The sequence below is a fragment of the Gilvimarinus japonicus genome (genome assembly GCF_042847215.1).
Lineage (GTDB): Bacteria > Pseudomonadota > Gammaproteobacteria > Pseudomonadales > Cellvibrionaceae > Gilvimarinus > Gilvimarinus japonicus.
In genome coordinates, this window is the sequence record NZ_AP031500.1 from 1,777,863 (window position 1) to 1,802,639 (window position 24,777).

Genomic DNA, 24,777 nt, shown 5'->3' on the forward strand with positions numbered 1-24,777 from the left:
CTATTGCAAGCTTGCACCACTTTGAAATAGCTGGGAAAATTCGGCCAGATTTTTCACCGTCGTGTTTGTTATTAAGTTACTACTCAGCCCGCTCAGGTAGAAGTGAGCTATGCATTGGACAAAGCGAACGTGCGATTTTACACCGGTAAATGAGCATTTATAACGCTTTCTCAGCTGAGTGGCGACGCAATTAAAGGTACTCTTGTGGCCATTATAGGGCTTTTTTTTGGCAGTGATGAGGGCAATACCGAAGCGGTTGCTCAGCGTATTCAAAAGCGTTTAGGCGCCGATGTGGTCGATGTCTATGATATTGCTGACGTGACTCAACTGGAGTTTACTCAGTACGAGCGCATTATTCTGGGGATTCCCACGTGGGACTTTGGTCAGATTCAGTCCGACTGGGAAGAATTTTGGGACGATTTAGGCGATATCGACTTTAGCGATAAAACCATTGCTTTGTTTGGCCTGGGTGATCAATTCGGTTACGGCGACTACTTTCTTGATGCGATGGGAATGATGCACGAGGTAATAGCGCGGCATAACCCGACGTGGATTGGTTATTGGCCGCTGGATGGCTACGAGTATGACGCATCGAAAGCGGAGCTCGATGGTCAGTTTGTGGGGCTCGCTATCGATGAAGATCAACAGGAAGATTTAACCGCCGAGCGGCTCGACCGCTGGTGCGAGCAAATCCATCGTGAGTTTGGTCTGCAGTCACCTCTTTTTTTAGGTGACTAACGTCGTTCGGCGGCCATGGTTTGCCTGAGTCTCGTTAAGGCGCTTCGGCTAAAAATACCGCGCGTAGCGGGGCCGGGTGGCCTTCAACGGTAAGCGCTGGGTTGTCGGGGTCGAGAAATTTATCCAGCGAGTGAAAGTGCATCCAATCGGTGCTGCGCTGCTCCTCTAGGTTGGTAGTGCAGGCGTCGACTACTCGTGGATTGCGCAGGCCACACTTACGCATCCAGCTAAGCATTGTGGGGACGCTGGGTAAAAACCACACGTTGCGCATCATCGCGTAGCGCCCTTCGGGCACTAACACTTCGCCCTCGTTACCTTCGATAACCAAGGTTTCTAAAACCAGTTGCCCGCCCGGGCGCAAAGTCGCTCGCAACTCGCGCAAATGATCCATCGGCGAGCGACGGTGATAAAACACGCCCATCGAAAAAGTGGTATCAAAAGCGCCTAGCTCCGCCGGTAAATGTTCAATCCCCAAAGGTAGGACGTCGATAGGGTAATGCTTGCCCAAAAAATGTTTGATGGCCTGAAACTGCACCACAAAGCGCGGTGAGGGGTCGATGCCGATAACCCTGTTGGCGCCATCGCCCAGCATGCGCCAGCCGTGGTAGCCGTTGCCGCAACCAACGTCCAGTACGAGCCGGTGCTTAAGCGGCGCAATCTTGTCGCGAATTCGCTGCCACTTCCAGTCCGAGCGCCACTCAGTGTCAATCTCGATACCGTGGATGGAGTAGGGGCCTTTGCGCCAAGGAATCAGCGCTCGCAAGCCCGCCCGGGCCTCGGCGAGCGTCTGCTCACCGGCCTTACCGCTGACGCTGACTGACTCGTCCAGCACTACCTGCTCGGGCTTGATCGTGGGTAGTTGTGCGAGTGTATCGAGCCAGCCGGGTAAATCGCCAAAGCGTTGCGGGTCAAGCCCGCGGGCAATATTCTGCTCCAGGCTATCGGCCCACAGATTAAGGCGCTCGTGGGCTTTTATAAAGGTTAAAAGGGCGTCGAAATTGATCATTTGATGGCGATGATTGAGGCAAAATTAAGGCATTGAAACCAGACGTCGACGCTGGAAAACCCCGCTGCGCGCAGGCGCTCACGATGAACACTGAGCGACTCAGGAATCAAAACGTTTTCAATAGAGGCGCGTTTTTGAGCGATCTCAAGATCACTGTAGCCGTTGGCGCGCTTAAAATTGTGGTGCAACTGAGTCATCAACTCTTGGTGTGGTGGGTCTTGGAAGGCGACCTTTTCTGACAGGATCAGTACTCCGCCCGGGTTGAGACCTCGGCAAATATTGCTCAGTAGCGCTGGCCGTTCGGTGACATCGATAAACTGCAAAGTGAAGTTCAGTACCGCCATTGAGGCGTTTTCTAGGGCGACATCCTGAATACGACCTTCGATAAACGCCACCGGGATATCGTCTAGGCTGTCGGCGGCTATCACTTGTCGCGCGCGTGCGATCATGGCTGGCGAGTTGTCGACCGCGACAATCCGGCAGTTTGCGTTTTGAATCCGGTGGCGCATGGCGAGTGTCGCCGCGCCCAGTGAACAGCCAAGGTCGTAGCAGTTGCTGTCAGCGCTTACATAACGCTCGGCCAGCGAGCCGATCATATTGACGATGGTGGGGTAGCCTGGCACCGAGCGTTTGATCATGTCGGGAAAAACGTCGACCACTTGCTGGTCAAAGCTGAAGCTGTCCACCTGAGCCAGAGGGTTGGCATACAGCGTATCTTTCGGCTCAGTCATGGGCGTAGCAGTCTCGGGTTGTGGCGGCAATAGCGCCGCTAACGTGCTGATAAAAATGCGGCGCGAGCATTCTAGCTTGCCCGGCCGCTGGGCTCAATTACCGATGTTTACTCTGTCACAAATTTGTCACCTCAGGTGCCGATAATGCCGGGATGCAAAATCCGCCACTGACTTCGTATCGATCCTCTCTGCCGCCAGGGTGTCAGCCTCGGTTGGCTGAGCTATTACACACTATTATTAGTGCCAAGCAGCTGTCGGTGGTGTTTCAGCCGATTATTAATATTATCAGTCACAGTATCATCGGTTACGAGGCGCTAGCTCGGGGCCCCAAAAACAGCGAGTTGGAGCGCCCCGATAAATTGTTTAGCGTGGCCGCCGAGCTTGGCGTGCTGGCGCGTTTAGAGTATGCCTGCCGCGAGGTAGCCTGTCAGAGCTTTGTCGATCAGCAATTGCCGGGAACGTTATTTTTGAATATGTCACCGCTGTCGTTTACCGATAGTCACTACCGTGACGGTGTAACTTTGGCTATTTTACGGCGCCTGAACTTAAGCCCCGAACGGGTGGTGTTTGAGCTGACCGAAAAGCAGCCGATGGACGATTGCGATATTTTGCGCGATGCCTGTGAGCACTTTCAGCGTCAAGGTTTTGCTGTGGCCATTGATGACTTAGGGGCGGGTTACGCCGGGCTGCGGATTTGGAGTGAAATTAACCCCGATTACGTAAAGATTGACCGCCATTTTATTACGGGAATAGAGCGCAGCGCGGTCAAGCGCGAGTTTGTTCGCTTTATGTTGGATATCGCTCAGCGAATAGGCAACAAGGTGATTGCCGAGGGCATTGAGACCGAGCAGGAATTTACCACGTTGGCGGCGTTGGGGGTCGAGTATATGCAGGGTTATTATTTGGCGCGGCCTAATGCGCAGCCACCTCTCGTGGTGCCGGCGCACATTCAAATTGGCCGCGCGGTGCCTCGCTCTCACGATCCGTTTCGTCAGACTCTGCGCGAGGTGACGGTATACGAAGAGACGATTAGCCCAACCCTCTCGGCCGGGGATGTGGTCAATAAATTGCGCTCGGATGTACGTATTACTTGTTTGCCGGTGGTGAGCGATGCCGGTGCGCCGGTGGGGATGATCAGCCGCTCAGAGCTGCTTAACACTTTTTCATGGCGCTACTCCTACGAGCTACACGCCAATAAGCCAGTAGCGGATTTTATCAGTCCCCGTACGCTAATAATGAGCATCGATGCAGAGTTGCACGCCGCGGGACGATTAGTCACCGAAGATCCGGCACAAAATTTAAGTGTCGATATTTTGGTGCACGATCAAGGGCGCTATGTGGGTGTGGCTAAAGTGCGGCGTCTACTGCGTAGTATTGCCGATGAAAAGCTGCGCGCGGCGCGACACTCCAATCCGCTAACGGGCTTGCCGGGCAACGTGCCGCTGTACGAGTGGATTGATCAGCTGTTGTGTCAGCGCTCGGATTTTATCGTTGCTTATTGCGACATTAACCACTTTAAACCCTTTAATGATGCGTTTGGCTACCGGTGTGGTGATGATGTGATCATCATGCTGGGGCAGTTGTTGTGTGAGCTGGTCGATCCAGAGTGTGATTTTGTCGGTCACGTGGGCGGCGATGATTTTGTCGTAGTGCTGCAAAGCCAAGATTGGCAAGCCCGTTGTGGCAATATATTGGAGCGTTTTTCGGCCGCTGTTGCGCAAAGTTTGCCAGCGGACCAGCGTGATTATTGGAGCCCTGATCGTGAAGGTCGTCGCCGTCGCTTTGGGCCGTTAACCTTGGCGATTGGCTGTGTTCATCCGGATTCAAGCGCCAATATGACCCATCACCATGTGGCCATGTTGCTGGCCGACGCCAAGCATCGGGCGAAGGAGTTGGGCGGGTCGCAGCTGTTTGTGTCGCGTCGGCGCGCTCCTGCAGCACTGGCTGACAATGGCGCCGCTTGAAAACTTTTTGTCTGTGTAGCATTATCAAGATCCTTATATTGGCAGACAAAAGGATCTGACGAATGCTGAAAATCCGCTTTAAAAATAAAAAATACAGTGCGGTCTGGCTCGTTGAGCCCAGTGTTGGAATAGGTCGGGATAAAAGCAATCAGCTGGTGGTTAGTGCTCCCAATGTCGCCGATCAACATCTCAAAATTAATGTTAATCACGAGCAGCTCGAGCTGGTCAATCTGGTTCCCGATAGTGACGTGTTGTTAAACGGCAAGGCCGTAAAGTCCTCTCATCGGTTGCTGCCGAGCGATGTTATTGCGCTGGCCGGTATTGAGCTTGAAGTGATTGACCCCAAAACTGCTGACTCGGTCGCAGCGGCGCCAACTGCGCCGGCAACAAGCCCTGGCACCACGAATCCTCGAGTGCCAAAGTCAACGGGGTGGGCGCTTAAGGCCAACCACGCTGCGCTGCAAAACCGGGTGTTCCCACTGCGTCCTACTAATGTGGTGGGGCGTTCCAGTGAGTGTGATATCTCGCTTGCTGCGGCGCATTTGTCCCGCCGGCACGCCGAGTTAAGTGTGGTCGAGGGCGTTTTGTATGTAAAAGACCTGGGCTCTGCCAATGGCACTTTTGTCAATGGCCGGCAAGTAACCGAAGCACGGGTGAAGCGTGGTGACGAATTGCGATTTGATACTCTGAGCTTTGGGGTAATTGGCCCAGCCGATGATATGTCGCAAACCACGGTGCGCCAGCCGGGTAAGCCTGCGCTTAATACGGGCAAGCCCAGAGCGCGGCCAGAGCGCGCCGCTGCGGTATCTACCCCGGCGCAGGATGTGGTCGAGCCCGAGAGTAAACCCCGCTATGGGGCAGCCGGCTTGTTAGTGCTGGCGGCACTGACGGCGATTGTGGTGGCGGCACTGTATTTGACGCGGGGGTAGCGGGCTTTAGCTGTGCCAAGCCGACAACGTTTATGACGCAACGTATTGTTTTATTAACCACCAGCGGGTGTCATCTGTGTGACGATGCCTGCGCGCTATTGGCGGAGCTGGGCGATTCGGTGCAGCTCAATAAGGTGGATATCGCTATGGATGACGCCCTTATCGAACGCTACGGCTTGCGGATCCCGGTGTTGCGCTCGGCCTGTGGCAGTGAGTTAAATTGGCCGTTTGATGCCGCCGAACTCAGAGGTTGGTTGCGGCGTTTGGAGCAGGTGTAAGCCGGCGTGGGTATTAACTAAAACGTATCAGCTAAAGCTACGCCATTTCTGATTGCAGTGCGGCCATGGTGTCGTCTACCCAGGCTAGCGTTTGTAAATACAGGGCCGACAATGTGTGCGGGTCCAGTTGCTGGGACACCAAAAAATCCCAGTCAATTTTGTTCCAGTCGCCGTGCTCGTAGTGAATAACGGTTTCCAGTACTTGCCCCTCAATTCCGCTATGCTCCAACAGCGCATCACGCAATGCTGTGCTTAGCTGGATGTCTTCTAGTACTTTCGGTAGCGGGGCGTCCATAAAAGCCCCGAGCGTTGATAATAAACCTACGGTAAAAAAAGTATCGCACTGAGTACTCGGGCGGGTTTGGCTGGCAATTAATTCGCACAGTTTAGCGCGGGTAAGCGCTTTTACCGAAAGCTCTGCCGGTTTGTCGCCAAGTTTCGCCATGGCTAGCAAACCGATCCAATTGCGGATAATTTTAAGTCCCAGCAGAGTTAGTGCTTGGCGCAGCGACTCTATGGTGCGCGGTAAGGCAAACGCGGCCGAGTTAACCAATCGCAGCAGTTTGTAGCTAAGCACCGGGTCGCGGGCAATGATGACTTCAATATCTTCAAAGGCAGCATTTGGATCGTTAAGCCGTGCCAGTAACTGCAATACCGCCTGCTTGCTCTCGTTTAAACGCTGACCCTTAATGACTTGAGGCTTTTCCAGAAAGTATCCCTGAAACATATCACAGCCCAGTGCGCGGCAGTGTTCCAGCATTTCAAAGGTTTCAATTTTTTCCGCGATAAGCTGCACGCCCAAAGGCTTTAAATATTTAATGTGCGCAATGAGCGCTTGTTCGCTTAAGGCCAGCACGTCAAGCTTGATGATGTCGGCGTAGGGGATCAGAGAGGCGCTTTGTTCGGTTAGCACAAAGTCATCTAGGGCAATGGCAAAGCCATCTTCGCGCAACTGTTTTAGGCGGTGGAGTAAGTTGGCGTTAATTACTTCACTCTCCAAGACCTCAATCACCAACTGTGACGTGTCAAATGGGTAGCGTGTTGCCATTAATGCCGCGGTAAAGTTAATAAAAGCGCGTTGCTTGCCCACCACTTTTTCGATGGACAGCTCGGCAAATGTATTGAGTAATACCTGGGTACTCGCAGAATTGCCGTCGGTAAATTGGGCACGGTTTTGGTGATCGGCACGATAGAGCAGCTCGTAGGCCACGACTTCCATAGCGCGATTAAAAATTGGTTGCCGTGCCAGCAGCGGAAATTCTTGGGGCATGAAAACTACCGTGTAGCCTTAGGGGCAGTGGGCCCTATTATATTGATAATAAGTTCACTCAAAGGTATAAGCCTGATAATTGTTATTGTAGGGCAATTTTCTGCTGGCTGGCAGATGAATTTGCGTTTTAAGAGGAATAAACCCGGCCGCCTGCAAATATGCGGCCGGGTACGGCGTTGTTACAGGGAGCTTCCCGCTTCGCTCGCGGTAATAAAAGGCTTTGCTTCGCCCAGTCGGTAGCCGTAAATGACCGAGTAAGACAGCACGTTTTGCACGTATCCGCGGGTCTCACGATAGGGGATGGTCTCGATCCAGACATCGTAAGGTAGGCTCGCGCTCTTGCTCTTACTTAACCACTGCTTTACGCGGTTAGGGCCGGCGTTGTACGCCGCCGCCGCGAGAATACGATTGCCGTCAAACTGATCGAGTAGTTGGTTTAAATAGCGCCCCCCCAAGGCGATATTGGTGGCCGGTTCCAGCAGGTCATAGGTGGAAAAGCTCATGCCGGAGCGATGCGCTGTTTGTTTGGCGGTCGAGGGCAGCAGCTGCATTAGGCCCAGCGCACCAGCCGAGGAGCGGGCATCGGCGGTAAAAGCGCTCTCTTGGCGGGCGATGGCAAAAAGCAGGTGCGGTGCTACCGACAAGTCTTTGGCAGTGGTGTTAACGTGCTCTTGATAGGCCAGCGGGAAGCGCAGCTCCAGGTCGTCCCAATAGCGTATTTGGATCATCGCCTGAATGCCGTTACGGTGCCAGCCCCAGCTTTCGGCCAGTTTGCCGGCGGCGATAATCTGCGGCTCGTCGAGTTTGCGGGTAGTGTGGTACCACTCGCGCCGCGCATCCAGGGCTTTGCCTAGAATAAACAGCTCGCGGGCACGCTGTACGCCACCTATTGTTGCAACCTGGTCGCGGGTAACGGCGTCTACTGTGGCGGGTTTGTCTACCAGCTCGTAGGGTACTTTTAGGCGGTCAGCGGATAAAAAACCGTAAAAGCTACGGGTTTGCGAGACCAGCTGATAAAGCGTGGTAATTTGCTCGGATGCGCCACCAGTGTTCTCTAGCGCGCGAGCTTGCCAATAGCGCCAGCGCTCGGAGGCGCGCGCCTTGGGTGGCAACATGGCGATCCACTTGTTTACCCGATGCCAATCTAGGTTGCGCAGTGCGTCGCGCACTAACCACTCGACTAAGTCTTCTGAGTTAAGCGCCGGGGTGGCCTTTATCAGCGCCTCAGTCTCGGCAGTGTGACCTTGCCGCAAAAGCCGTACAGCGATGTAACGCTGGGTTTCTAGGCGGGCGTTATCGGCAAACAGCTGCTGAGCGTCGTAGCGATGCCAGAGCTCGTTGGCCAGCTCGGCATCGCGCAGCGATAAGCGCTGCAGGCCATGCAGAATAATTTGCTGCATATCTGCGCTTTGTTTGCCAAAGCGCGCCATATCGTTCAGTGCCCGAGGGTTGCGGTCCACTTCATCATAAAGCTCGGCAAGCGCTTTAGTGTCGGGCGACATCAGTTTGGTTACGTAGCGCGCAAGCGAACGCTGACGCGAATCCATCGCTTTGACAAACCGCTGCCAGGCGATTGCGTCGGTCATGCCCCCTTGCTTCATCCAGTTGGCAAATAGCGGATCGCAGGCCTTTGGCTGTGAGTGGCCTACATTCCACACCTCAGCGACGTCGCTATAGGCGGTTTTATCGCCCTCTGTGATACGGCCGCGCAAGTAGTAGCAGGTTAACTCGGTGGTGGCGTTGTCGGCCTGGTATTGATCAACGACATCGGCCCACTTACCTTGCAAGGCAAGCTTCTCGACCCAGCGACGATTGAGCTTGTCCGCCAAATAAGAGCCCGGGTAATCGCGTTGAAATGCTGCAATATCTTCGGCGGGCAGACGCGACAGGCGACGGCTAATATAGTTGTATTCTAGATAAGGCTTGAGCGGGTAGTGCTCAAGCTCTGCCAGTAATTCGCGGTATTCGGTATAGCGGCCGCTGCGAATGGCGTTTTGCGCTTGATTATAAAGTTTGCGTTGCTCGGTTTTGTCGGCAATAGACGGAGGCGCGGCAATGCTGGCAGGGGCCGCATTGGCATAACCGCAGCCGAGCAACATCCCCAGAGCAAAAGCTCCGGCAAGACGGCCAGTGTTAAGTGTGCCGGTGTATCGAGTAAAGCCAGATCGCAAAAACCGCATAGCGGTACCTCTAAAACGTTAAATCGCTGCGATTGCTACCGTCCTGTGGTGAGGGTGATGGCAGCGTCCGCTGCCCAGCGGCGCAGGTTGAAGCCATCGCGTCGCTTACGATCCCCCAAAAGTGGATTCTATTGGTACTAGATCGTTCATTATTATGATGTTTTTGCCGACAGAACCCTGTCTGCCAGCGGTATTTACAGGTATCATGCTGCCACTTTTTTGATCTCAATTGCAACTATTTCTGTCCTTATTCCCTACCTTAACTGCAATCGGTAAGAGTTTGTTTTTTGGCTATAAGTCGGAATGAGCGACGTGCACTAACCACACAGGTGATAGAACGACTATGGCACTGCTGACAGTAGATGGCGCCCAGTTAAATTATGGTTTACAGATCTTGCTCGACAAAGTGGATTTTGTCGTCGAAAGAGGTCAGCGTTGGTGCTTAATTGGCCGCAATGGCGCGGGGAAATCCAGCTTTTTGAAGGTGCTGACCGGCGAGGTCACACTCGACGGCGGCAGTGTCACGGTGGATCGCGGTGTGCGGGTGGCGCGCTTAGAGCAAGAGCTGCCTGAAGCAGACGGCCGCACCGTATTTGATGTGGTGGCCGAGGGGTTGCCCGGTGTCGGGCAGTTACTGGCCCGTTACTACCAATTGACAGAAGGGGCTGGGCAGCTCGCCGAGGGTGCTGATGCGGCCGCCTCCGATGCCTGGGTTGAGGAGTTGACCCGCATTCAGGGACAGCTCGAGGCACTCGATGGCTGGGCTTTACAGCAAAAAGTCGATGCAATCCTCACGCGCCTCGAGCTGACCGGCAGTGCACCTATGGCGTCACTGTCTGGTGGCTGGCGCCGCCGAGTGGCCCTGGCGCAAGCGTTAGTGGTAGAGCCCGATATTTTGTTAATGGACGAGCCGACTAACCATCTGGATATCGCGGCTATTGAGTGGCTGGAAAAAGCGCTTATCGCCTATACTGGTGCGCTTATTTTTATCACCCACGATCGTGCTTTGCTGCGCTCGGTGGCGACCCATATTGCTGAGCTTGATCGCGGACACCTCCGCACTTGGTCGGGCAACTATCAAAGTTTTTTAGAGTACCGCGAGCGGGCGTTAGCCGAAGAGGCGCGCCATAACGAACTGTTTGATAAAAAATTAGCGCAAGAAGAAGTATGGATTCGCCAGGGGATTAAAGCGCGCCGTACCCGTAACGAAGGGCGTGTTAGAGCCTTAAAAGATATGCGCGATGAGCGTCGGCAGCGTCGCGTGCAACAGGGCAATGCGAGTTTTGATTTAGGCAAGGCGGGGCTGTCGGGCAAGTTAGTTGCCGAGCTGAAAGACGTAAGTTTTGCCTACGGCGGCCGCACAATTATTGATCGTTTTTCTACGCGGATTATCCGTGGCGACCGCATCGGTTTGGTTGGCCCCAACGGCGCAGGCAAGAGTACGCTGCTAAAATTGGTGCTGGGTGAGTTAACCCCGGATGCCGGGTCCGTAAAGCTTGGCACTAATTTAAGTGTGGCTTATTTTGACCAGTTGCGCGATCAGCTCGATTTAAACAAAAGTGCTGTCGATAATGTCTCGGAGGGTCGTGACAGTATCGAAATTAACGGCAAATCGAAGCATGTTATCTCTTATTTAAGCGACTTTTTATTTTCCGGTGAGCGCGCCCGAACCCCTGTGCGGGCGTTGTCAGGCGGGGAGCGCAACCGTGTATTGCTGGCCAAGCTGTTTAGCAAAAGCGCAAATATCCTAGTGCTCGATGAGCCCACTAACGATCTTGATGTAGAGACGCTGGAGTTGTTAGAAGAGGTGCTTGGTCAGTTTGATGGCACGGTGCTGTTGGTGAGTCACGACCGGGCCTTTTTAAACAACTTGGTGAGTAGCGTTTTTGCACTTGAGGGGCACGGTCAGGTTCGCGAATACATTGGCGGTTATGATGATTGGTTGCGGCAAGGTGGCAAGTGGGTAGAGCCTGGCGCGGCTGCTGGTGGTGGCACTGCGCAGCCCGCAGCGCAAAGTAGCTCGGCGCCCGCGCCAGCAAGTGCTAGTCCAGCGAAATCTCCGCCAGCTAAAAAGCTCTCTTACAAGCTGCAACGGGAGTTTGATGCATTGCCCGAGAAAATTGAAAAGCTCGAAGCGCACATTGAACAATTGCAATTGCAAATGGCAGAGCCCGATTTTTACAGTTTGCCGGCCGAGCAAGTGGATGAGCATTTGCGCCAAGTAGCCGAGGTACAAAAGCAATTGGATGATTGCTTTGAGCGTTGGGCAGAGCTTGAAGACATGGGTGGTTAAGCGCGCCTACGCTAACGTTTAGGCGCTGGGGCTTTGCCAGGTGCTTAGTCCTCTTTGCGCTCGACGCGGATGGCCAGCACATCACAGCTGGCGCCGTGTAGCACGCTGTTAGAGGTAGAGCCGAGCAGTAACGCAAAGCCTTTTCGGCCGTGGCTGCCTACGGCGATTAAGTCGGCGTTGATTTGTTTGGCTAAATGGTGCAACTCGGTTGCCGGCTGTCCCACCAAAACGTGTTCTTGCTCGATTGTGCAGTCGACATCCTTAATAAGACGCAGCAGCTCTTGCTCGGCTTTAATTTGCAGCTGATCTTGTACTTCTGATAAATCGATTGGCATATCGCCGCCATAGGCAAAGGTCAGCGGCTCAATGACGTGCGCAACCGTTAGTTTAGCGCCACACGCGTGGGCCAATATAGCCGCTTTATGCAAAACATCGGGGCACTCACGGGTAAGGTCAAGGCCCACCAATATATGTTGGTATGAACTCATACAAGGCTCCTTACGTGCTACTTGTGTCTAATGCCTTAAGCATGGATGATTTCTCCAGATTTCGCCAGCGGGTAATACTATGAATATGTACGCCATTATTATAATCGTGCTTGTTGTCGCCATGGTTGTTGGGCCGGTTGCAATGATACAGCCAAATCGCGGTCAACGTCGGCGCGAGCAGCTGCGAGGTTACGCGCAGCGCAAGGGGTTGTCCGTTCGTATTTTGCCGCCGCCGCAACTGCCCACCGATGCGCAGGCGCCGGGGGCAATGCCAGTTTATTCTCTGGTGAGCGATACACCGCAAACCACGCGCTGGACTTTAATGCGAGCGCGTTACGCTCACGAGGGGCATTTGGCCAGCTGGTGGCTGTTTGTTGGGCAAAAGCCTCCAGAGCCGCTTCAGCGCCATATCGAGGGTGTACTGGAGATGCTGCCTAAAGGTGTTATTGGCTTGCGTGCGACGGGGCGCCAGTTAGATATTTTTTGGGGGGAAACGGGCGGCGAGCAAGAGGTTGATCAGTTGCTTAAGTGTCTGCACTATCTTGCCGGCTAGCGATATACCCTCGGTTACAAGATGCCCTCTTTTTAGGCTCGTTGTACGCGCCAGCTGTGGGCAAGACATTGCGACTTAGCTTGATGTCAATCCAAATAAAGGCAGCAGCGGGTAAAAATTTCAAATTTTTTTCGTGGTTTGTTCGCGGTGTTTTTGCCGCTGTGTCGTTGTAGAGCTGAAGATGACGCTATTTTTTATAAAAAGTCTATAAAAAACAGTCGCTTGTGTTTTTTTTGTTGGGGCGGGCTGAATGTCGCTATGGGCTTGAATTTGCCCCGCGGGAGCCATACTTATAGGCCAAGATTGACGGTAGTGGCAAACATCCACGCTTGACCGGCGTGGACACAGGACTTATATATGCCCACCTTGAAGGCGTAGTTTGCACTTGTTGAGTGCGCCACCGAAACCTAAGCTGCCAGTTGGGCAGGGGTACAGACAGTTGCCGATGTAACGGAAGGAAAGTAGAGCGCTTATGGGTAAATCTTTGGTTATTGTAGAGTCACCGGCAAAAGCGAAGACCATTAACAAATATCTGGGGCGTGACTTTATTGTTAAATCCAGTGTCGGTCATATTCGCGATTTGCCCACGAGTGGCAGCGGCAAAAAAGTCGACCCAAAAGAGCGGGCCCGCCAAGCGGCTATCACGCGTAAGCTATCCCCCGAAGCCAAAGCCAAGCATAAGGCCGAAAAAAGCCAGCAACAATTGATTAGCCGGATGGGGATTGACCCCACCCACGATTGGGCTGCGCATTACGAGATCTTACCCGGTAAAGAAAAAGTGGTTGCCGAGCTAAAACAGTTGGCCGCCGATGCCGACACTATCTATCTCGCGACGGATTTGGATCGCGAGGGAGAGGCTATTGCCTGGCATTTGCGTGAGGCTATTGGTGGCGACGATGCTCGTTATCGCCGAGTAGTGTTTAATGAGATTACCAAAACAGCGATTCAAAACGCGTTTGAAAATCCCGGACCCATTGATATTGATCGTGTTAATGCCCAGCAAGCACGCCGGTTTCTCGACCGGGTGGTGGGCTACATGGTCTCGCCGTTGCTGTGGGCCAAAATTGCGCGTGGGCTATCGGCCGGGCGTGTGCAATCTGTGGCGGTTAAGCTGGTGGTTGAGCGCGAGCGTGAAATTCGCGCCTTTGTGCCCGAAGAGTACTGGAACCTCTTTGCCGATTTAGTGGCAAAAGCGGGCGATCAAATTCGTTTTGAGGTTAAAAAGCAGGGCGGTAAAACCTTTAGGCCCGACAACGAAGCCGATACTATGGCGGCGGTTGCCAAGCTTAAAGACGCCAGTTTTAACGTCGCCCAGCGCGAAGATAAACCAACCCAATCTAAACCCTCGGCACCTTTTATTACCTCAACCTTACAGCAGGCGGCGAGCACCCGCTTAGGGTTTGGGGTTAAAAAGACCATGATGTTGGCTCAACGCTTGTATGAGGCGGGCTACATCACCTATATGCGTACTGACTCAACCAACTTGAGCAAAGAAGCGGTGGAGTCTTGCCGCGAGTATATTCAAGATGAATACGGCAAGCGCTACCTGCCTGAAGCACCCAGAAGTTATTCGAGCAAAGAGGGGGCGCAAGAGGCGCACGAAGCGATACGCCCCTCCAGTGTCACGGTGTTGACCGCTCATTTAAAAGGAATGGAACGCGATGCCGAGCGCTTGTACACACTAATTTGGTCGCAATTTGTCGCCTGCCAGATGAGCAATGCCGAATACACCAGTACCTCGATTGTGGTTGAGGCCGGCGATTTTGAGCTGCGCACCCGCGGTCGGGTTATTCGTTTTGATGGCTTCACCCGAGTGATGCCGCAAATCGCAAAAAAAGACGAAGATGTCGTGTTGCCAGAGGTCAAAGTTGGCGATGAGCTACCGCTGGAAAAACTCGACCCGTCTCAACACTTTACCAAGCCCCCCGCGCGCTTTTCTGAGGCGAGTTTGGTGAAGGAGCTTGAAAAGCAAGGTATTGGTCGCCCATCGACGTACGCATCTATTATTTCAACCATTCAAGATCGCGGTTATGTGCGCTTAGAGAACCGTCGCTTTTACGCAGAAAAAATGGGCGATATTGTTACCGAGCGTTTAAGTGAAAGTTTTTCAGACTTAATGAGTTATAGCTTTACGGCCAATATGGAGCAATCGCTCGACGTGGTGGCCGAGGGTGGCAAAAACTGGCGCCAGCTTTTGGATGAGTTTTACGCAGATTTTATCGGTCAGTTACAGAGCGCGCAAAGTGAAGAGTCGGGCGGTATGCGCCACAATGATCCGACCAACACCGACATTGAGTGTGAAAAGTGTGGTCGCGACATGCAAATTCGCACGGGCTCTACAGGTGTGTTTTTAGGCTGTTCTGGCTATGGGTTGCCCCCCAAAGAGCGCTGTAAGCACACCATGAATCTTGTCTCGGGTGATGAGGCTGTGGATGTCGACGGTGATGAAGACGCCGAGTCGCGCCAGCTGCGCTCTAAGCGCCGCTGCCAAATTTGTAACACCGCCATGGATAACTATTTGCTTGATGAAAAACGCAAATTGCATATCTGTGGCAACAATCCAGATTGCCCTGGCTACGAGGTCGAACTAGGCACCTTTAAATTAAAAGGTTACGAAGGCCCGACCTTAGAGTGTGATAAATGCGGCAGTGAGATGCAGCTAAAAACGGGGCGCTTTGGCAAATATTTTGGCTGCACGAATGACGAGTGTAAAAATACCCGCAAACTGCTGAAAAGCGGTGAGGCGGCACCACCCAAAATGGACCCGGTGCCAATGCCCGAACTTGCTTGTCAAAAAGTGGACGATACCTATATTTTGCGTGATGGTGCATCCGGTCTGTTTTTGGCGGCTAGTGGTTTCCCCAAAAACCGCGAGACGCGAGCACCGTTGGTGGCCGAAATTTTGCCCCATAAAAAAGAGATTGACCCTAAATATACGTTCTTATTCTCAGCGCCCGTGGCAGATCCAGATGGTGTGCCGACGGTGATTCGTTTCTCGCGTAAAACCAAAGAGCAGTATGTGCAGTCAGAGGTTGACGGCAAGGCCAGTGGCTGGAAAGCCTTTTACCAGGGCGGCAAATGGGTGCCGAACAAATAACTCAGCGCGAGATAAGGAGAGCAAGTGGCTTCACTAACTGCGCAGGTTAATCGTCGGCTGGCCAGTACCCGCGTGTTACTGGCCGAGCTGGCAACGTCATCGGAGCGTACCCCGTTTGCCGAACAGGCGATACTTGAGGCGGGGCTGTTTCATTTGTGTTGTGGCTATACACATTATCTGCGCGAGCTGTGCGGTTATTACGGGGTTAGTTCTCTTGCCGCCATTGATACTGAGGTGGATGCCCGTCAAGCATTGGAGCGCCTAGGCAAGCAACCGGCAGAAGTCACCGAGTTGTGCCAGTTGGCGCAGCGGCCAGATGCTTGGTTGAGTCAGCTGTTGTCCAGCTACCGAGCCTGCTGGGCGTCCGATGCTAACTCTGAGCATTTGATACAAGTTCAGCGCTTAGATGATACCCCTTTAGTCGACTTAAGCCGTGCCCATCTGACGCAATGGCTGGACGAGCTTCAGGCAACAATAGAGCGCCACCGGCAGTCGTCGACTGAGTGTTAACACGTCCGCAGCGGGCGTTTTGAGGCTACCGCTCACTTAGCTTTCGTCAATTCACGTGTAGCGGCTCAGGCCTCTGAGCCTTGCGTTAGGGGTAGCAGCGTCCGAAGCGTTTTCGCCATCATCCAAGGGGTGGGCTCAGTGTGGGTAGTGGCTTTGCATTTATCGTCGCGGGCAAAAGTGCTAGAATGATCGAATCATTCGATTTCGTTAAAACTGAATACCTGTCTTTTGCTCAGGTGGAGACTCCATGTCAGCTTCTTTGTATGAAATTGTCGAGCTAACCAATGGTGATGTTGTGCTACAGCGCGCCGATGAAAATGGCGAGCCTTTGGTGAGTATTCGGTTTTCGGCCGAGTCGCTGTCATTTATGCGCGATGGTAAGTTTGATGTGGCGAAAGCCATGATTGAGGCAGGTATGGAAGTGGCCGGCGACCTGGCCGACACGCCCCCTGAAGAGCTTTCGGACGACCCAGAGTCAGAGTTGTACAGCGAGCGAATCCTGCACTAGGGTGCGCTGGCGGTTGCCTGCTTTTTGCGAGCTTGCAAAACACTCCTGTCGGCCTTTAGCTAACCTGTTGTTCCCCCTTCCTTAGGTCCTTGTCCCTTATACAGTAATTCGGCGTTTACTCAGCTCTGGCGCTATTTGTCGGGTTTTGGCTAGCGATAACGTAAAATCAGCGCCTGGCTGTTGCCGGCGTAGGCCGCTTGCTCAAGGTAGCGCTCTTGCCCTTGACTAAGAGCGCCGGGGCTGGCGATAACGGTATGGCTGTTGCCCAGCTCAAGTGCATCCCAGGTGACCCAAAGTTGCTGATCACTATCGCGGCAGTGTACTTGGCGTAAACGCAGTGGGTCGATCCCAAAGCTGATGAGTAGTTCGGCCGGCAGCGGCTCTGAGGTTACCCATGTGAGCCAGCGCTGGCTGTCTTGGCGGCATAGGTGGGCCACCATGGGCAATATCATGCTCCAGCTGCTGGCGGCACCTTGGGCTAACACTAGCTCGGTAAGGCCGGCGTTAGTGGACGCTGTTTGCGTTGAGTGCTGTTGGGGAAAACTCGGTGCATTATTCACGGCGAATGACTCCTACACTTAGACCTTCAATACTAAAACTCTGGTCGCGCAGATCGACGACAATGACGTCAAAGTCGGGGTTCTCGGGCCAGAGCTCAACCTGTGCGCGGTTGCCTTCGCGCTTAAAGCGTTTTACCGTCACCTCATCTTCGATGCGGGCAACGACAATTTGGCCGTTGTGCACTTGATCGGTGCGGTGCACGGCCAGTAAGTCGCCGTCGAGAATCCCCGCGTCTTTCATGCTCATGCCTTGTACGCTAAGCAGATAGTGGGCTTGGGGATGAAAAAAGCTGGGCGGGATATCGCAGTAATTCTCGATGTGCTCTTGTGCAAGTATTGGGTTGCCCGCCGCAACACGCCCTACAATGGGTAAGCCCTGCTGCCCTTCGGGTAGCTTAATGCCGCGAGAGGCCCCCGGGATTAGCTCAATTGCGCCTTTGCGGGCGAGCGCTTTAATGTGCTCTTCGGCCGCATTGGCCGATTTGTAGCCCAGCATGCGGGCAATCTCGGCCCGGGTGGGTGGGTAGCCGGTTTCATCGGAGTAGCTTTTAATTAACTCCAGAACCTGTTGTTGGCGTGCCGTTAGGTTTTGCATATCCCTTACCTTTGGGTTGATGTATGGCGGTAACAGCGTGCGTGGCGTCAATTGCCATTGCACGAAGTGTTCATCGGCGTTCCGCGCACTGTTTGGCTGTACAGTATCTGTGATTATATACAGTTAATTTTACTGTGCAAGCATCCAGTTGTTGGCAATGACAATTATCTGGGCGGTTGGTTATACTAGCGGCCCGAAAAAGACCTTTCAGGGTCAGCGTGAGTAGGAGAGAGATCGATGGAGCAGTTGCAAGGCTGGTACGAAGGGCTGGTTAATGACGACCGCCTGTGGGTGTTAAAGGTGTTTGCGGTGGTGTTGGCAACGCTGCTTTTGGCGACCTTGGCGCGAGTGATTCTTAATTATTTGATGCGCCACGCGAGTAAAACACGCAATCGCTGGGACGATACCGTGGTCGAATCGGCGCTTAAGCCGCTGCGCTGCTTAATCTGGCTGGTGGGTCTATGTCTAGCCGCAGAGCTGGCGCAAAACGGTACTGAGGAGTCGTTGCTGGCGTTTGCCGACACTGTGTTGCGCATTGGTGTGATTGTTCTGCTTACGTGGTTTTTGGTGCGTCTGATTAAGTACAGCGAGCGCAACTTTCTTGAGCCAGTCGAGGGTAAGCCATCGGACCCCACCACGGTGATGGCAGTCGGTAAGCTGTTGCGAATTGCGATTGTGATCACCTCGGCTTTGGTGCTGCTGCAGTCGCTCGGTTACAGCATATCGGGGGTGTTGGCGTTTGGCGGTATCGGCGGCATTGCCGTGGGTTTTGCGGCGAAAGATTTACTGGCTAACTTTTTTGGCGGTCTGATGATTTATATGGATCGGCCTTTTAAAGTGGGCGATTGGGTTCGCTCACCGGATCAGAACATTGAAGGCACGGTAGAGGAAATTGGTCTGCGTCTAACCCGTATTCGCACCTTTGATAAAAGGCCGCTGTATGTCCCCAATCAAACCTTCACGCAAATCTCGGTTGAAAATCCGTCGCGGATGTTTAATCGTCGTATATACGAAACCATTGGCGTGCGTTACGAAGATGGCGATAAAGTCGCCGCCATTGTCGCTGATGTGAAAGCGATGCTTGAATCCCATGACGAGATTGACGCAAGCCAGACTCTGATCGTTAATTTTGATGAGTTTGCCAATTCGTCACTGAATTTCTTTGTCTATACCTTTACCAAGACGGTTAACTGGGTGCACTTTCACTCGGTTAAACAAGATGTACTGTTGCAGATTATGGCAATTGTTGAGCGCCACGGTGCAGAGTGTGCCTTTCCAACCCGTACGCTGCATATTCCGGATCAAGTGCAGATGGTGGCGCAAGAGGCGGCTAACGAGGCATCGCTTAACGCCGGGGCAGAGCGTTGAGCAATGCCCTAAACGCCAGTGGTTACCCTTGGGCTGTTGACGGTGCCGAGTGTCTGTTGGACGCGGCGACCATACGCGAGGCTACTGCGGCACTCGGTGCGCGTATTAGCGCCGATTACAATGACTTATCGGAACCCTTGGTGGTGCTGTTTATTATGAATGGCGCGGTTGTGTTTGGTGGTGATTTATTGCCGGCACTAGCCGTAGATATTGAACTCGATTACGTTCACGCCAGTCGCTATCGCGATGACCGGGCCACTGATGCGCTGATTTGGCAGCGGCAGCCACCAGAGTCGGTGCGCGCTCGCGAGGTGTTATTGGTGGATGATATTTTAGATGCCGGTGCCACACTTGCCGCTGTTGCGCAGCGCTGCCTGGAGCTTGGTGCAGCGCGCGTGCGCTCGGCCGTGTTGTTGCATAAGCACACAGCTACCCCCGCTGTTGTGGCGGCCGATTACGTCGCTTTTGATATACCCGATCGCTACGTTTATGGCTGGGGGATGGATTATCGTGGCCGGTTGCGCAACGCCCCCGGAATTTTTGCTTTGCCTTAGTCGCCTAGGGCTCTAATGTTTTCTCTTTGGTGTGTTTTAAGCCGCGCCTCACTTGCTTTGTTTCACAACATTTACCGCCGGATGTGGACAATAACCGACCAGTCGCGTACAAAAGAGCAGGGCAGCTGTGGGGGTTGCCCGCTAGTAGCCCAATGGGCGCTGGTGCTGAAGATTGACAAGACATAAAAATAAGAGAGGTTAGCTATGTCAGAACGATTATCGGGTACGGTAAAGTGGTTTAACAACGCTCGTGGTTACGGCTTTATCACTCGGGGCGAGGGCAGTGAAGATGTCTTTGTTCACTATCGCAGCATTCGCGGTGAGGGTTATCGCTCTTTGGCCGAGGGCCAGAGTGTGTTGTTTGCGGTACAGCAGGGTGAGAAAGGCCTGCAGGCAAACGACGTCGAGTTGTGCTGATGCTCTGTGCGGCGGCTTTTGCAGTCGCCGCACGACTCACCGCCGATCAGGGGGCGCTGTTGCTGGTCGGCGGGCTCGCCGGAGCTGTTTGTTGAGGCGCTTTTTTAGGTGGCGTGTAAGGCAGTATCTTAATCAGTACGCCCATTCTTGGGTGATCCAAATAGTGCAGTTCGTCGCTGCGCATTCGGCGTGCTTGGGTCATGGTGATAATCTCGCGAGGCACATAGGGTGCGGCGAGAAAATCGCTTAAAGCGGAGTTTACGTCTTTGTCACTAAAGCTAAACGAGTTTGCGTTACTCGGCGAGTGACTGCTATCCAGTAAATATTGGCTCTCGGTGTTATTCGTCTGTTGCGCTAACCGCTTTTGTGGTTGTTGCGGCAGCACTGGCCACTGGTTGCGGCTTTGTCCTGCGTTGGTTTGAAACTCGCTTAGCCACAGGTTGGTCTTGATGTGCAGGTAGCGAGATACGTTTATATTGACGCTGCCTTCTAGCTCGCTGTGCTCGCCAAATTCTTTGCCGCCAAACACCAATATCGAGGGCGAGTTGTTTTCATCGACAACGATTTGCCGCCACGCCTCGTGAAACAACACTTTAAATCCCGGTTGCGCATCCAGTCTATCGCTGACGGCATTCAGGTTGCGCGCGTCTCGCGGTAAGCGGTAAAAAGGTGTGCGATCTAAGTCTACGTTTGGCTCGCCATTGGGGTCTTCTGGGTGATAGAGCTGCTGCCAGTTAAATGGGTAGTTCAATTTGATATCTTTAGGCCAAAGCTCGACGCTGTTTTGTTGGGGGCGGCTGTAGATGATCATTTCAATTTGGTACCAGCCCTCAAACGTGCTTTGGGCTGCGCAGAGGTTGCTGCCGAGCAGCAGAGCGGCGAAAAGAGCGACGGCGCGTACTTTCATAGTGTTTTTCAATTCCGGTTGTCCGGCTGCGGCATGTTTTTAGCCGGAGGCCTTAAATATTTCACGGTTGAGTCTAGCGTTTTTTTAGCCCTCGGTGTTAGCCGGCTTTAGCATTTGCAGTAAATCCTTGACGTGCTCAAGGCGCATTTCAGGGTCGTCCATGGGCAGGGTAAACTTCAAAAGGTTGGCGCCCTCTAAACGAAATACGTTGGGCTGATTTTGTACCAGCTGAACAATGTTGTACGGGTCGACTGTGGTGTCGGCAGCAAACTCCAGTTTGCCGCCCGTGGCCGACGCCTCAAGTTTTTTGATGCCTAGCTCGGCCGCTATCAGTTTGATGTCGGTTACCCGCACCAGGTTTTTTACCGGTTCGGGCAGCAGGCCAAAGCGATCGATCATCTCTACTTGCAGCTCGCGCAACGCCTCGCTGTTAGTCGCTCCGGCGAGGCGCTTGTACATGACCAGACGCGAGTGAACGTCGGGTAGGTAATCGTCGGGGATCAGCGCTGGCACCCGTAAGTTGACGTCGGTGTTGTCTTCCAGTGGCTGATTGATGTTGGGCTCTTTGCCAGCGCGCATGGCTTTTACAGCCCGATCCAGCATATCCATATACAGCGAGAAGCCGATGGTGTGAATTTGGCCGCTCTGCTCATCGCCTAAAAGTTCGCCGGCACCGCGAATCTCCATATCGTGGGTGGCTAGGGTGAAGCCCGCGCCCAGGTCTTCGGCGGCTGAGATAGCCTCTAGGCGTTTGAGTGAATCGGCGGTCATGGCGCGTCGCTCGGGGGTGAGCAAGTAGGCGTAAGCCTGATGGTGCGAGCGGCCCACACGGCCGCGCAACTGGTGCAGTTGCGCCAAGCCAAACTTATCGGCGCGGTGAATAATAATGGTGTTGGCGCTGGGGATGTCGATCCCGGTTTCGATAATCGTCGAGCAGACCATCACATTAAAGCGCTTGTGGTAAAAGTCGGACATGACCTTTTCCAGTTCACGCTCGCGCATTTGGCCGTGGCCAATGCCGACGCGGGCCTCGGGCACAAGCTCTTGCAGGGCGCGGGCGGTGCGCTCGATGCTTTTGACCTCGTTGTGCAGGTAGTACACCTGACCACCGCGTAAGATTTCGCGCAGTACCGCCTCTTTGATGGTGGCATCGTCGTGTTGGCGGACAAAAGTTTTTACCGATAGTCGCCGCGCTGGCGGTGTAGCGATAATGGATAAGTCGCGTATGCCCGCCATGGACATATTTAAGGTGCGCGGAATCGGTGTGGCGGTCAGGGTCAAAATATCCACCTCGGCGCGCAGCTTTTTTAGCTGCTCTTTTTGTCGTACGCCAAAGCGGTGCTCTTCGTCGATAATCAGCAAGCCAATGTCTTTGTACTTGATGTCTGGCTGGATCAGCTTGTGGGTGCCTACCACGATGTCTACTTTGCCGTCGGCTAAGCGCTCTTTAACGGCCTCGACTTCTTTGCTGGTGCGAAACCGGCTCATGACTTCGATCTCGAACGGCCAGCTGGCAAAACGATCTTTTAGCGATTCGTAGTGCTGTTGGGCGAGCAGGGTGGTGGGCGCTAAAATCGCCACCTGCTTGCCGGCGTGGGCGGCTACAAATGCCGCGCGCATGGCAACTTCGGTTTTGCCAAAGCCGACGTCGCCGCACACCAAACGGTCCATCGGTTGCGGTGACAACATGTCTTTGACGACGGCCTCAATGGCGGTCTGTTGATCGGGGGTTTCTTCAAAGGGGAAGCCTGCGGCAAACGTCAGGTAGTCGGTTTTAGGGTCGGCAAAAGCCAAACCCTTGCGCGCGGCGCGCCGGGCGTAAATGTCTAAGAGCTCGGCGGCGGTGTCGCGCACTTGCTCGGCCGCCTTGCGCTTGGCTTTTTGCCAGGCCTCCGAGCCGAGTCGGTGCAGAGGTGCGGTTTCTTCATCGGCGCCGCTGTAGCGGCTAATAAGGTGCAAGCTGGTAACTGGCACATAAAGCTTGGCTTCGTCGGCGTATTCCAGCATCAGGAACTCGCTGGTGTCCCCTTCGACGCTGATGGTCTCCAAGCCGCGATAGCGCCCCACGCCGTGATCGATGTGAACGACGGGTGCGCCGACTTTAAGCTCGGTGAGGTTTTTAACGACGTTTTCCGCGTTGTCTTGCCCTTGGCGGCGGCGCCGGGTTTGCTGGATACGTTCACCAAACAATTGCGACTCGGCCACTAAGGCAATGGCGCCGTCGGCGATTACTAGGCCTTGGTCGATGGCGCCAATGGTAATGCCGATACGCTCGTCACCATCGGCAAACGTCTGCCATTGGTCGATGGTGGCAGGTTTAACGCGAATGCGGCCCAGCAGCTCTAAGAGGGTTTCACGGCGCCCGGCGGACTCGGCACAAAACAGTACGCGGCCGTTAAACTCCATCAAAAAAGCTTCGATGCTGGTGAGCGGGTTCTCGGCTTGCGCGTGGATGGGCAGCGATGGCGGAATGCTGGAGTCGAAATTCAGCTGGCCGGCCTTGTCTGGCAATTGCTCGGCGCCAATCTGGGTGCGGCTCATACCTTTGAGGCCGGCAAATAGCTCTTCTTCGCGTAGGTAAATCTCGTGCGGGGCCAACAGTGGGCGAGTGGGGTCGACCCCGCGAGACTCGTAGCGCGCCCATAGTTCTTGCAAAAAGTGGCTGGCAGCGCCTTGGGTGTCCCCTAATGTGTAGGCGACGGTATTGCTGGGTAAAAAATCAAACAGCGTACTGTTGTGGTCAAAAAACAGCGGTAAATAATACTCGATGCCCGGCGGCGCAATGCCGTCACTGACATCGCGGTAGATCGAGCAGGCGCTGGGGTCCACCTCAAAGCGTTGGTGCCAGCGGTTTTTAAAGCGGCTGATGCCGGCTTTGTCGAGCGGGTATTCCCGCGCGGGTAGTAGCTCTAGCTTGTCGATTTTATCCTGAGTGAGCTGGGTGTCCGGATCAAAGGTGCGCAGGGTGTCGATCTCGTCGTCGAACAGGTCGATCCGCAGCGGTAAATCGCTGCCCATCGGGAAGATATCAATCAGCGCACCGCGCACCGCAAACTCGCCGTGTTCGTAAACTGTATCGACTACGCGATAGCCGGCTTGAATTAGGTTGTCGCGCAAGGTGGCAAGATCCAGTGTCTCGCCTACTTTTAAGAGTAAGCTGTTTTGTACAAGGTAGTCTTTGGGCATCAGCCGTTGCAGCAAGCTGGTAACCGGTACGACCAGTATGCCGTGGTGGGTGCTCGGCAGGTGGTACAAGGTGCGCAGGCGCTCAGAGATAATATCTTGGTGGGGCGAGATCGAGTCGTAGGGGAGGGTTTCCCAGTCGGCCAAGTGTAGAATATTGAGCTCGGGGCCGGCATAAAAACGCAGTTCGATCTCAAGCCGCTGGGCGCTGGCGGTGTCGCTGGTAACGGCTAAACTTAATCCCGCATGTTGCCGGGCGGCGCTGGCCAGCGCCAGCGCTTGTGCCCCACCGTGTAATTGCCCCCAGTGGCGGCGCTCGCCGGGGCGGTCGGTGATGTCGGGGTGGCGAGGATCAAGTTGAGTCATAGCGATCTTTTGCAGGTTGCTTGAGGTTGAGGTTGCCTGTGGGCGCTTGTGCCACGCAGGTGGTTGGCGCGAGCGCGAGGCGGGCATTGTACCCGTTTTTACGGGTTCTGTAGGGGGCTGTTATCCCCAACCGCTGATTGAATCGGTCGATTTAGGCAAAGATGCGCTAAAATTGTGCCACGACACTGGTCATTAGCAGTCCTGATCTTTATAATTGCCGCGATTTTTCAGTAGGTTCCGGTTTGTTCTTTTGCGCCAAAATCTGCCTTTGTCCACCGATAA

21 protein-coding genes are annotated in these 24,777 nt (G+C 54.0%); 12 read left to right on the plus strand and 9 right to left on the minus strand.

Translation table 11 applies throughout. From position 1 onward, the window contains the following. Positions 1 to 204: 204 nt before the first annotated feature. On the plus strand, positions 205 to 738 hold the full coding sequence (locus tag ACGHAD_RS07455) for a flavodoxin (protein WP_339615501.1): 534 nt from the start codon (positions 205 to 207) through the stop codon (positions 736 to 738). Between the two features lie 34 nt (positions 739 to 772). Here ACGHAD_RS07455 and cmoB read toward each other — a convergent pair whose 3' ends face one another. Next, positions 773 to 1,744, minus strand: coding sequence for a tRNA 5-methoxyuridine(34)/uridine 5-oxyacetic acid(34) synthase CmoB (gene cmoB / locus ACGHAD_RS07460; protein ID WP_382415992.1), 972 nt, complete (start codon positions 1,742 to 1,744; stop codon positions 773 to 775). Then, positions 1,741 to 2,475 carry a carboxy-S-adenosyl-L-methionine synthase CmoA gene (cmoA, locus tag ACGHAD_RS07465; RefSeq protein WP_339615499.1) on the minus strand — a complete coding sequence of 245 codons (735 nt, stop codon included), beginning with the start codon at positions 2,473 to 2,475 and terminating at the stop codon, positions 1,741 to 1,743. Before cmoA ends, cmoB begins: the two co-directional genes overlap by 4 nt. A 212-nt stretch (positions 2,476 to 2,687) precedes the next feature. Here cmoA and ACGHAD_RS07470 point away from each other — a divergent pair, with 212 nt between their 5' ends. From ACGHAD_RS07470 to ACGHAD_RS07480, 3 genes are all read left to right on the plus strand, one after another. Next, entirely contained in the window at positions 2,688 to 4,439 is a 1,752-nt protein-coding gene (locus tag ACGHAD_RS07470) for a bifunctional diguanylate cyclase/phosphodiesterase (RefSeq protein WP_382415990.1), read from the plus strand. 62 nt (positions 4,440 to 4,501) lie between these two features. After that, positions 4,502 to 5,368, plus strand: coding sequence for an FHA domain-containing protein (locus ACGHAD_RS07475; RefSeq protein WP_382415988.1), 867 nt, complete (start codon positions 4,502 to 4,504; stop codon positions 5,366 to 5,368). A gap of 32 nt (positions 5,369 to 5,400) precedes the next feature. Beyond that, on the plus strand, positions 5,401 to 5,646 hold the full coding sequence (locus ACGHAD_RS07480) for a glutaredoxin family protein (RefSeq protein ID WP_339615496.1): 246 nt from the start codon (positions 5,401 to 5,403) through the stop codon (positions 5,644 to 5,646). Positions 5,647 to 5,683: 37 nt separating this feature from the next. Here the strand turns inward: ACGHAD_RS07480 and ACGHAD_RS07485 are convergent, their stop codons facing one another. Then, complete coding sequence (locus tag ACGHAD_RS07485; protein ID WP_339615495.1) at positions 5,684 to 6,916, minus strand: HDOD domain-containing protein; 1,233 nt, start codon at positions 6,914 to 6,916, stop codon at positions 5,684 to 5,686. 179 nt (positions 6,917 to 7,095) lie between these two features. Next, on the minus strand, positions 7,096 to 9,096 hold the full coding sequence (locus tag ACGHAD_RS07490; protein WP_382415985.1) for a transglycosylase SLT domain-containing protein: 2,001 nt from the start codon (positions 9,094 to 9,096) through the stop codon (positions 7,096 to 7,098). Positions 9,097 to 9,439: 343 nt separating this feature from the next. On the opposite strand from ACGHAD_RS07490, the gene ACGHAD_RS07495 reads away from it, so the two are divergent. After that, positions 9,440 to 11,389 (plus strand): ATP-binding cassette domain-containing protein, encoded by a 1,950-nt coding sequence (locus ACGHAD_RS07495; protein WP_382415983.1) that lies wholly within the window; start codon positions 9,440 to 9,442, stop codon positions 11,387 to 11,389. Between the two features lie 44 nt (positions 11,390 to 11,433). Here the strand turns inward: ACGHAD_RS07495 and ACGHAD_RS07500 are convergent, their stop codons facing one another. Beyond that, positions 11,434 to 11,877, minus strand: coding sequence for a universal stress protein (locus ACGHAD_RS07500; protein WP_382415981.1), 444 nt, complete (start codon positions 11,875 to 11,877; stop codon positions 11,434 to 11,436). Positions 11,878 to 12,019: 142 nt separating this feature from the next. On the opposite strand from ACGHAD_RS07500, the gene ACGHAD_RS07505 reads away from it, so the two are divergent. The 4 genes from ACGHAD_RS07505 (at position 12,020) to ACGHAD_RS07520 (ending at position 16,545) form a co-directional block, all read left to right on the plus strand. Beyond that, positions 12,020 to 12,430 (plus strand): hypothetical protein, encoded by a 411-nt coding sequence (locus tag ACGHAD_RS07505; protein ID WP_390403677.1) that lies wholly within the window; start codon positions 12,020 to 12,022, stop codon positions 12,428 to 12,430. Positions 12,431 to 12,902: 472 nt separating this feature from the next. Next, positions 12,903 to 15,527, plus strand: coding sequence for a type I DNA topoisomerase (topA, locus tag ACGHAD_RS07510; RefSeq protein WP_339615490.1), 2,625 nt, complete (start codon positions 12,903 to 12,905; stop codon positions 15,525 to 15,527). A gap of 24 nt (positions 15,528 to 15,551) precedes the next feature. Further along, on the plus strand, positions 15,552 to 16,037 hold the full coding sequence (locus ACGHAD_RS07515; protein WP_382415977.1) for a DUF6586 family protein: 486 nt from the start codon (positions 15,552 to 15,554) through the stop codon (positions 16,035 to 16,037). 247 nt (positions 16,038 to 16,284) lie between these two features. Beyond that, positions 16,285 to 16,545 carry a hypothetical protein gene (locus ACGHAD_RS07520; protein WP_382415975.1) on the plus strand — a complete coding sequence of 87 codons (261 nt, stop codon included), beginning with the start codon at positions 16,285 to 16,287 and terminating at the stop codon, positions 16,543 to 16,545. A 149-nt stretch (positions 16,546 to 16,694) separates the two neighbouring features. Here ACGHAD_RS07520 and ACGHAD_RS07525 read toward each other — a convergent pair whose 3' ends face one another. After that, positions 16,695 to 17,105, minus strand: a complete 411-nt coding sequence (locus ACGHAD_RS07525; RefSeq protein WP_339615487.1) for a hypothetical protein — start codon at positions 17,103 to 17,105, stop codon at positions 16,695 to 16,697. Further along, a complete protein-coding gene (gene lexA, locus ACGHAD_RS07530; RefSeq protein ID WP_339615486.1) occupies positions 17,098 to 17,700 on the minus strand; it encodes a transcriptional repressor LexA in 603 nt (200 codons plus the stop codon). The genes ACGHAD_RS07525 and lexA overlap by 8 nt, the downstream gene beginning before the upstream one ends. A gap of 237 nt (positions 17,701 to 17,937) precedes the next feature. Here lexA and ACGHAD_RS07535 point away from each other — a divergent pair, with 237 nt between their 5' ends. From ACGHAD_RS07535 to ACGHAD_RS07545, 3 genes are all read left to right on the plus strand, one after another. Further along, positions 17,938 to 19,068: a mechanosensitive ion channel family protein gene (locus ACGHAD_RS07535; protein ID WP_382415972.1), complete on the plus strand. Its 1,131-nt coding sequence runs from the start codon at positions 17,938 to 17,940 to the stop codon at positions 19,066 to 19,068. After that, positions 19,065 to 19,622, plus strand: a complete 558-nt coding sequence (locus tag ACGHAD_RS07540) for a hypoxanthine-guanine phosphoribosyltransferase (protein WP_382415970.1) — start codon at positions 19,065 to 19,067, stop codon at positions 19,620 to 19,622. Before ACGHAD_RS07535 ends, ACGHAD_RS07540 begins: the two co-directional genes overlap by 4 nt. A gap of 204 nt (positions 19,623 to 19,826) precedes the next feature. After that, positions 19,827 to 20,039 carry a cold shock domain-containing protein gene (locus tag ACGHAD_RS07545; RefSeq protein ID WP_339615483.1) on the plus strand — a complete coding sequence of 71 codons (213 nt, stop codon included), beginning with the start codon at positions 19,827 to 19,829 and terminating at the stop codon, positions 20,037 to 20,039. 46 nt (positions 20,040 to 20,085) lie between these two features. Here the strand turns inward: ACGHAD_RS07545 and ACGHAD_RS07550 are convergent, their stop codons facing one another. After that, on the minus strand, positions 20,086 to 20,946 hold the full coding sequence (locus ACGHAD_RS07550; RefSeq protein WP_382415967.1) for a CsiV family protein: 861 nt from the start codon (positions 20,944 to 20,946) through the stop codon (positions 20,086 to 20,088). Positions 20,947 to 21,030: 84 nt separating this feature from the next. Then, positions 21,031 to 24,495, minus strand: a complete 3,465-nt coding sequence (mfd, locus tag ACGHAD_RS07555) for a transcription-repair coupling factor (RefSeq protein ID WP_382415965.1) — start codon at positions 24,493 to 24,495, stop codon at positions 21,031 to 21,033. Positions 24,496 to 24,777 lie beyond the last annotated feature (282 nt).

Bases quoted from the DNA above. Each gene is read 5' to 3' on its own strand.
- ACGHAD_RS07490 (WP_382415985.1), bottom strand. From the start codon at position 9,096: ATGCGGTTTTTGCGATCTGGCTTTACTCGATACACCGGCACACTTAAC.
- ACGHAD_RS07545 (WP_339615483.1), top strand. From the start codon at position 19,827: ATGTCAGAACGATTATCGGGTACGGTAAAGTGGTTTAACAACGCTCGT.
- ACGHAD_RS07535 (WP_382415972.1), top strand. From the start codon at position 17,938: ATGGAGCAGTTGCAAGGCTGGTACGAAGGGCTGGTTAATGACGACCGC.
- cmoA (WP_339615499.1), bottom strand. From the start codon at position 2,475: ATGACTGAGCCGAAAGATACGCTGTATGCCAACCCTCTGGCTCAGGTG.
- mfd (WP_382415965.1), bottom strand. From the start codon at position 24,495: ATGACTCAACTTGATCCTCGCCACCCCGACATCACCGACCGCCCCGGC.
- ACGHAD_RS07475 (WP_382415988.1), top strand. From the start codon at position 4,502: ATGCTGAAAATCCGCTTTAAAAATAAAAAATACAGTGCGGTCTGGCTC.
- lexA (WP_339615486.1), bottom strand. From the start codon at position 17,700: ATGCAAAACCTAACGGCACGCCAACAACAGGTTCTGGAGTTAATTAAA.
- ACGHAD_RS07505 (WP_390403677.1), top strand. From the start codon at position 12,020: ATGATACAGCCAAATCGCGGTCAACGTCGGCGCGAGCAGCTGCGAGGT.
- ACGHAD_RS07480 (WP_339615496.1), top strand. From the start codon at position 5,401: ATGACGCAACGTATTGTTTTATTAACCACCAGCGGGTGTCATCTGTGT.
- ACGHAD_RS07495 (WP_382415983.1), top strand. From the start codon at position 9,440: ATGGCACTGCTGACAGTAGATGGCGCCCAGTTAAATTATGGTTTACAG.
- ACGHAD_RS07520 (WP_382415975.1), top strand. From the start codon at position 16,285: ATGTCAGCTTCTTTGTATGAAATTGTCGAGCTAACCAATGGTGATGTT.
- cmoB (WP_382415992.1), bottom strand. From the start codon at position 1,744: ATGATCAATTTCGACGCCCTTTTAACCTTTATAAAAGCCCACGAGCGC.
- topA (WP_339615490.1), top strand. From the start codon at position 12,903: ATGGGTAAATCTTTGGTTATTGTAGAGTCACCGGCAAAAGCGAAGACC.
- ACGHAD_RS07500 (WP_382415981.1), bottom strand. From the start codon at position 11,877: ATGAGTTCATACCAACATATATTGGTGGGCCTTGACCTTACCCGTGAG.
- ACGHAD_RS07550 (WP_382415967.1), bottom strand. From the start codon at position 20,946: ATGAAAGTACGCGCCGTCGCTCTTTTCGCCGCTCTGCTGCTCGGCAGC.
- ACGHAD_RS07485 (WP_339615495.1), bottom strand. From the start codon at position 6,916: ATGCCCCAAGAATTTCCGCTGCTGGCACGGCAACCAATTTTTAATCGC.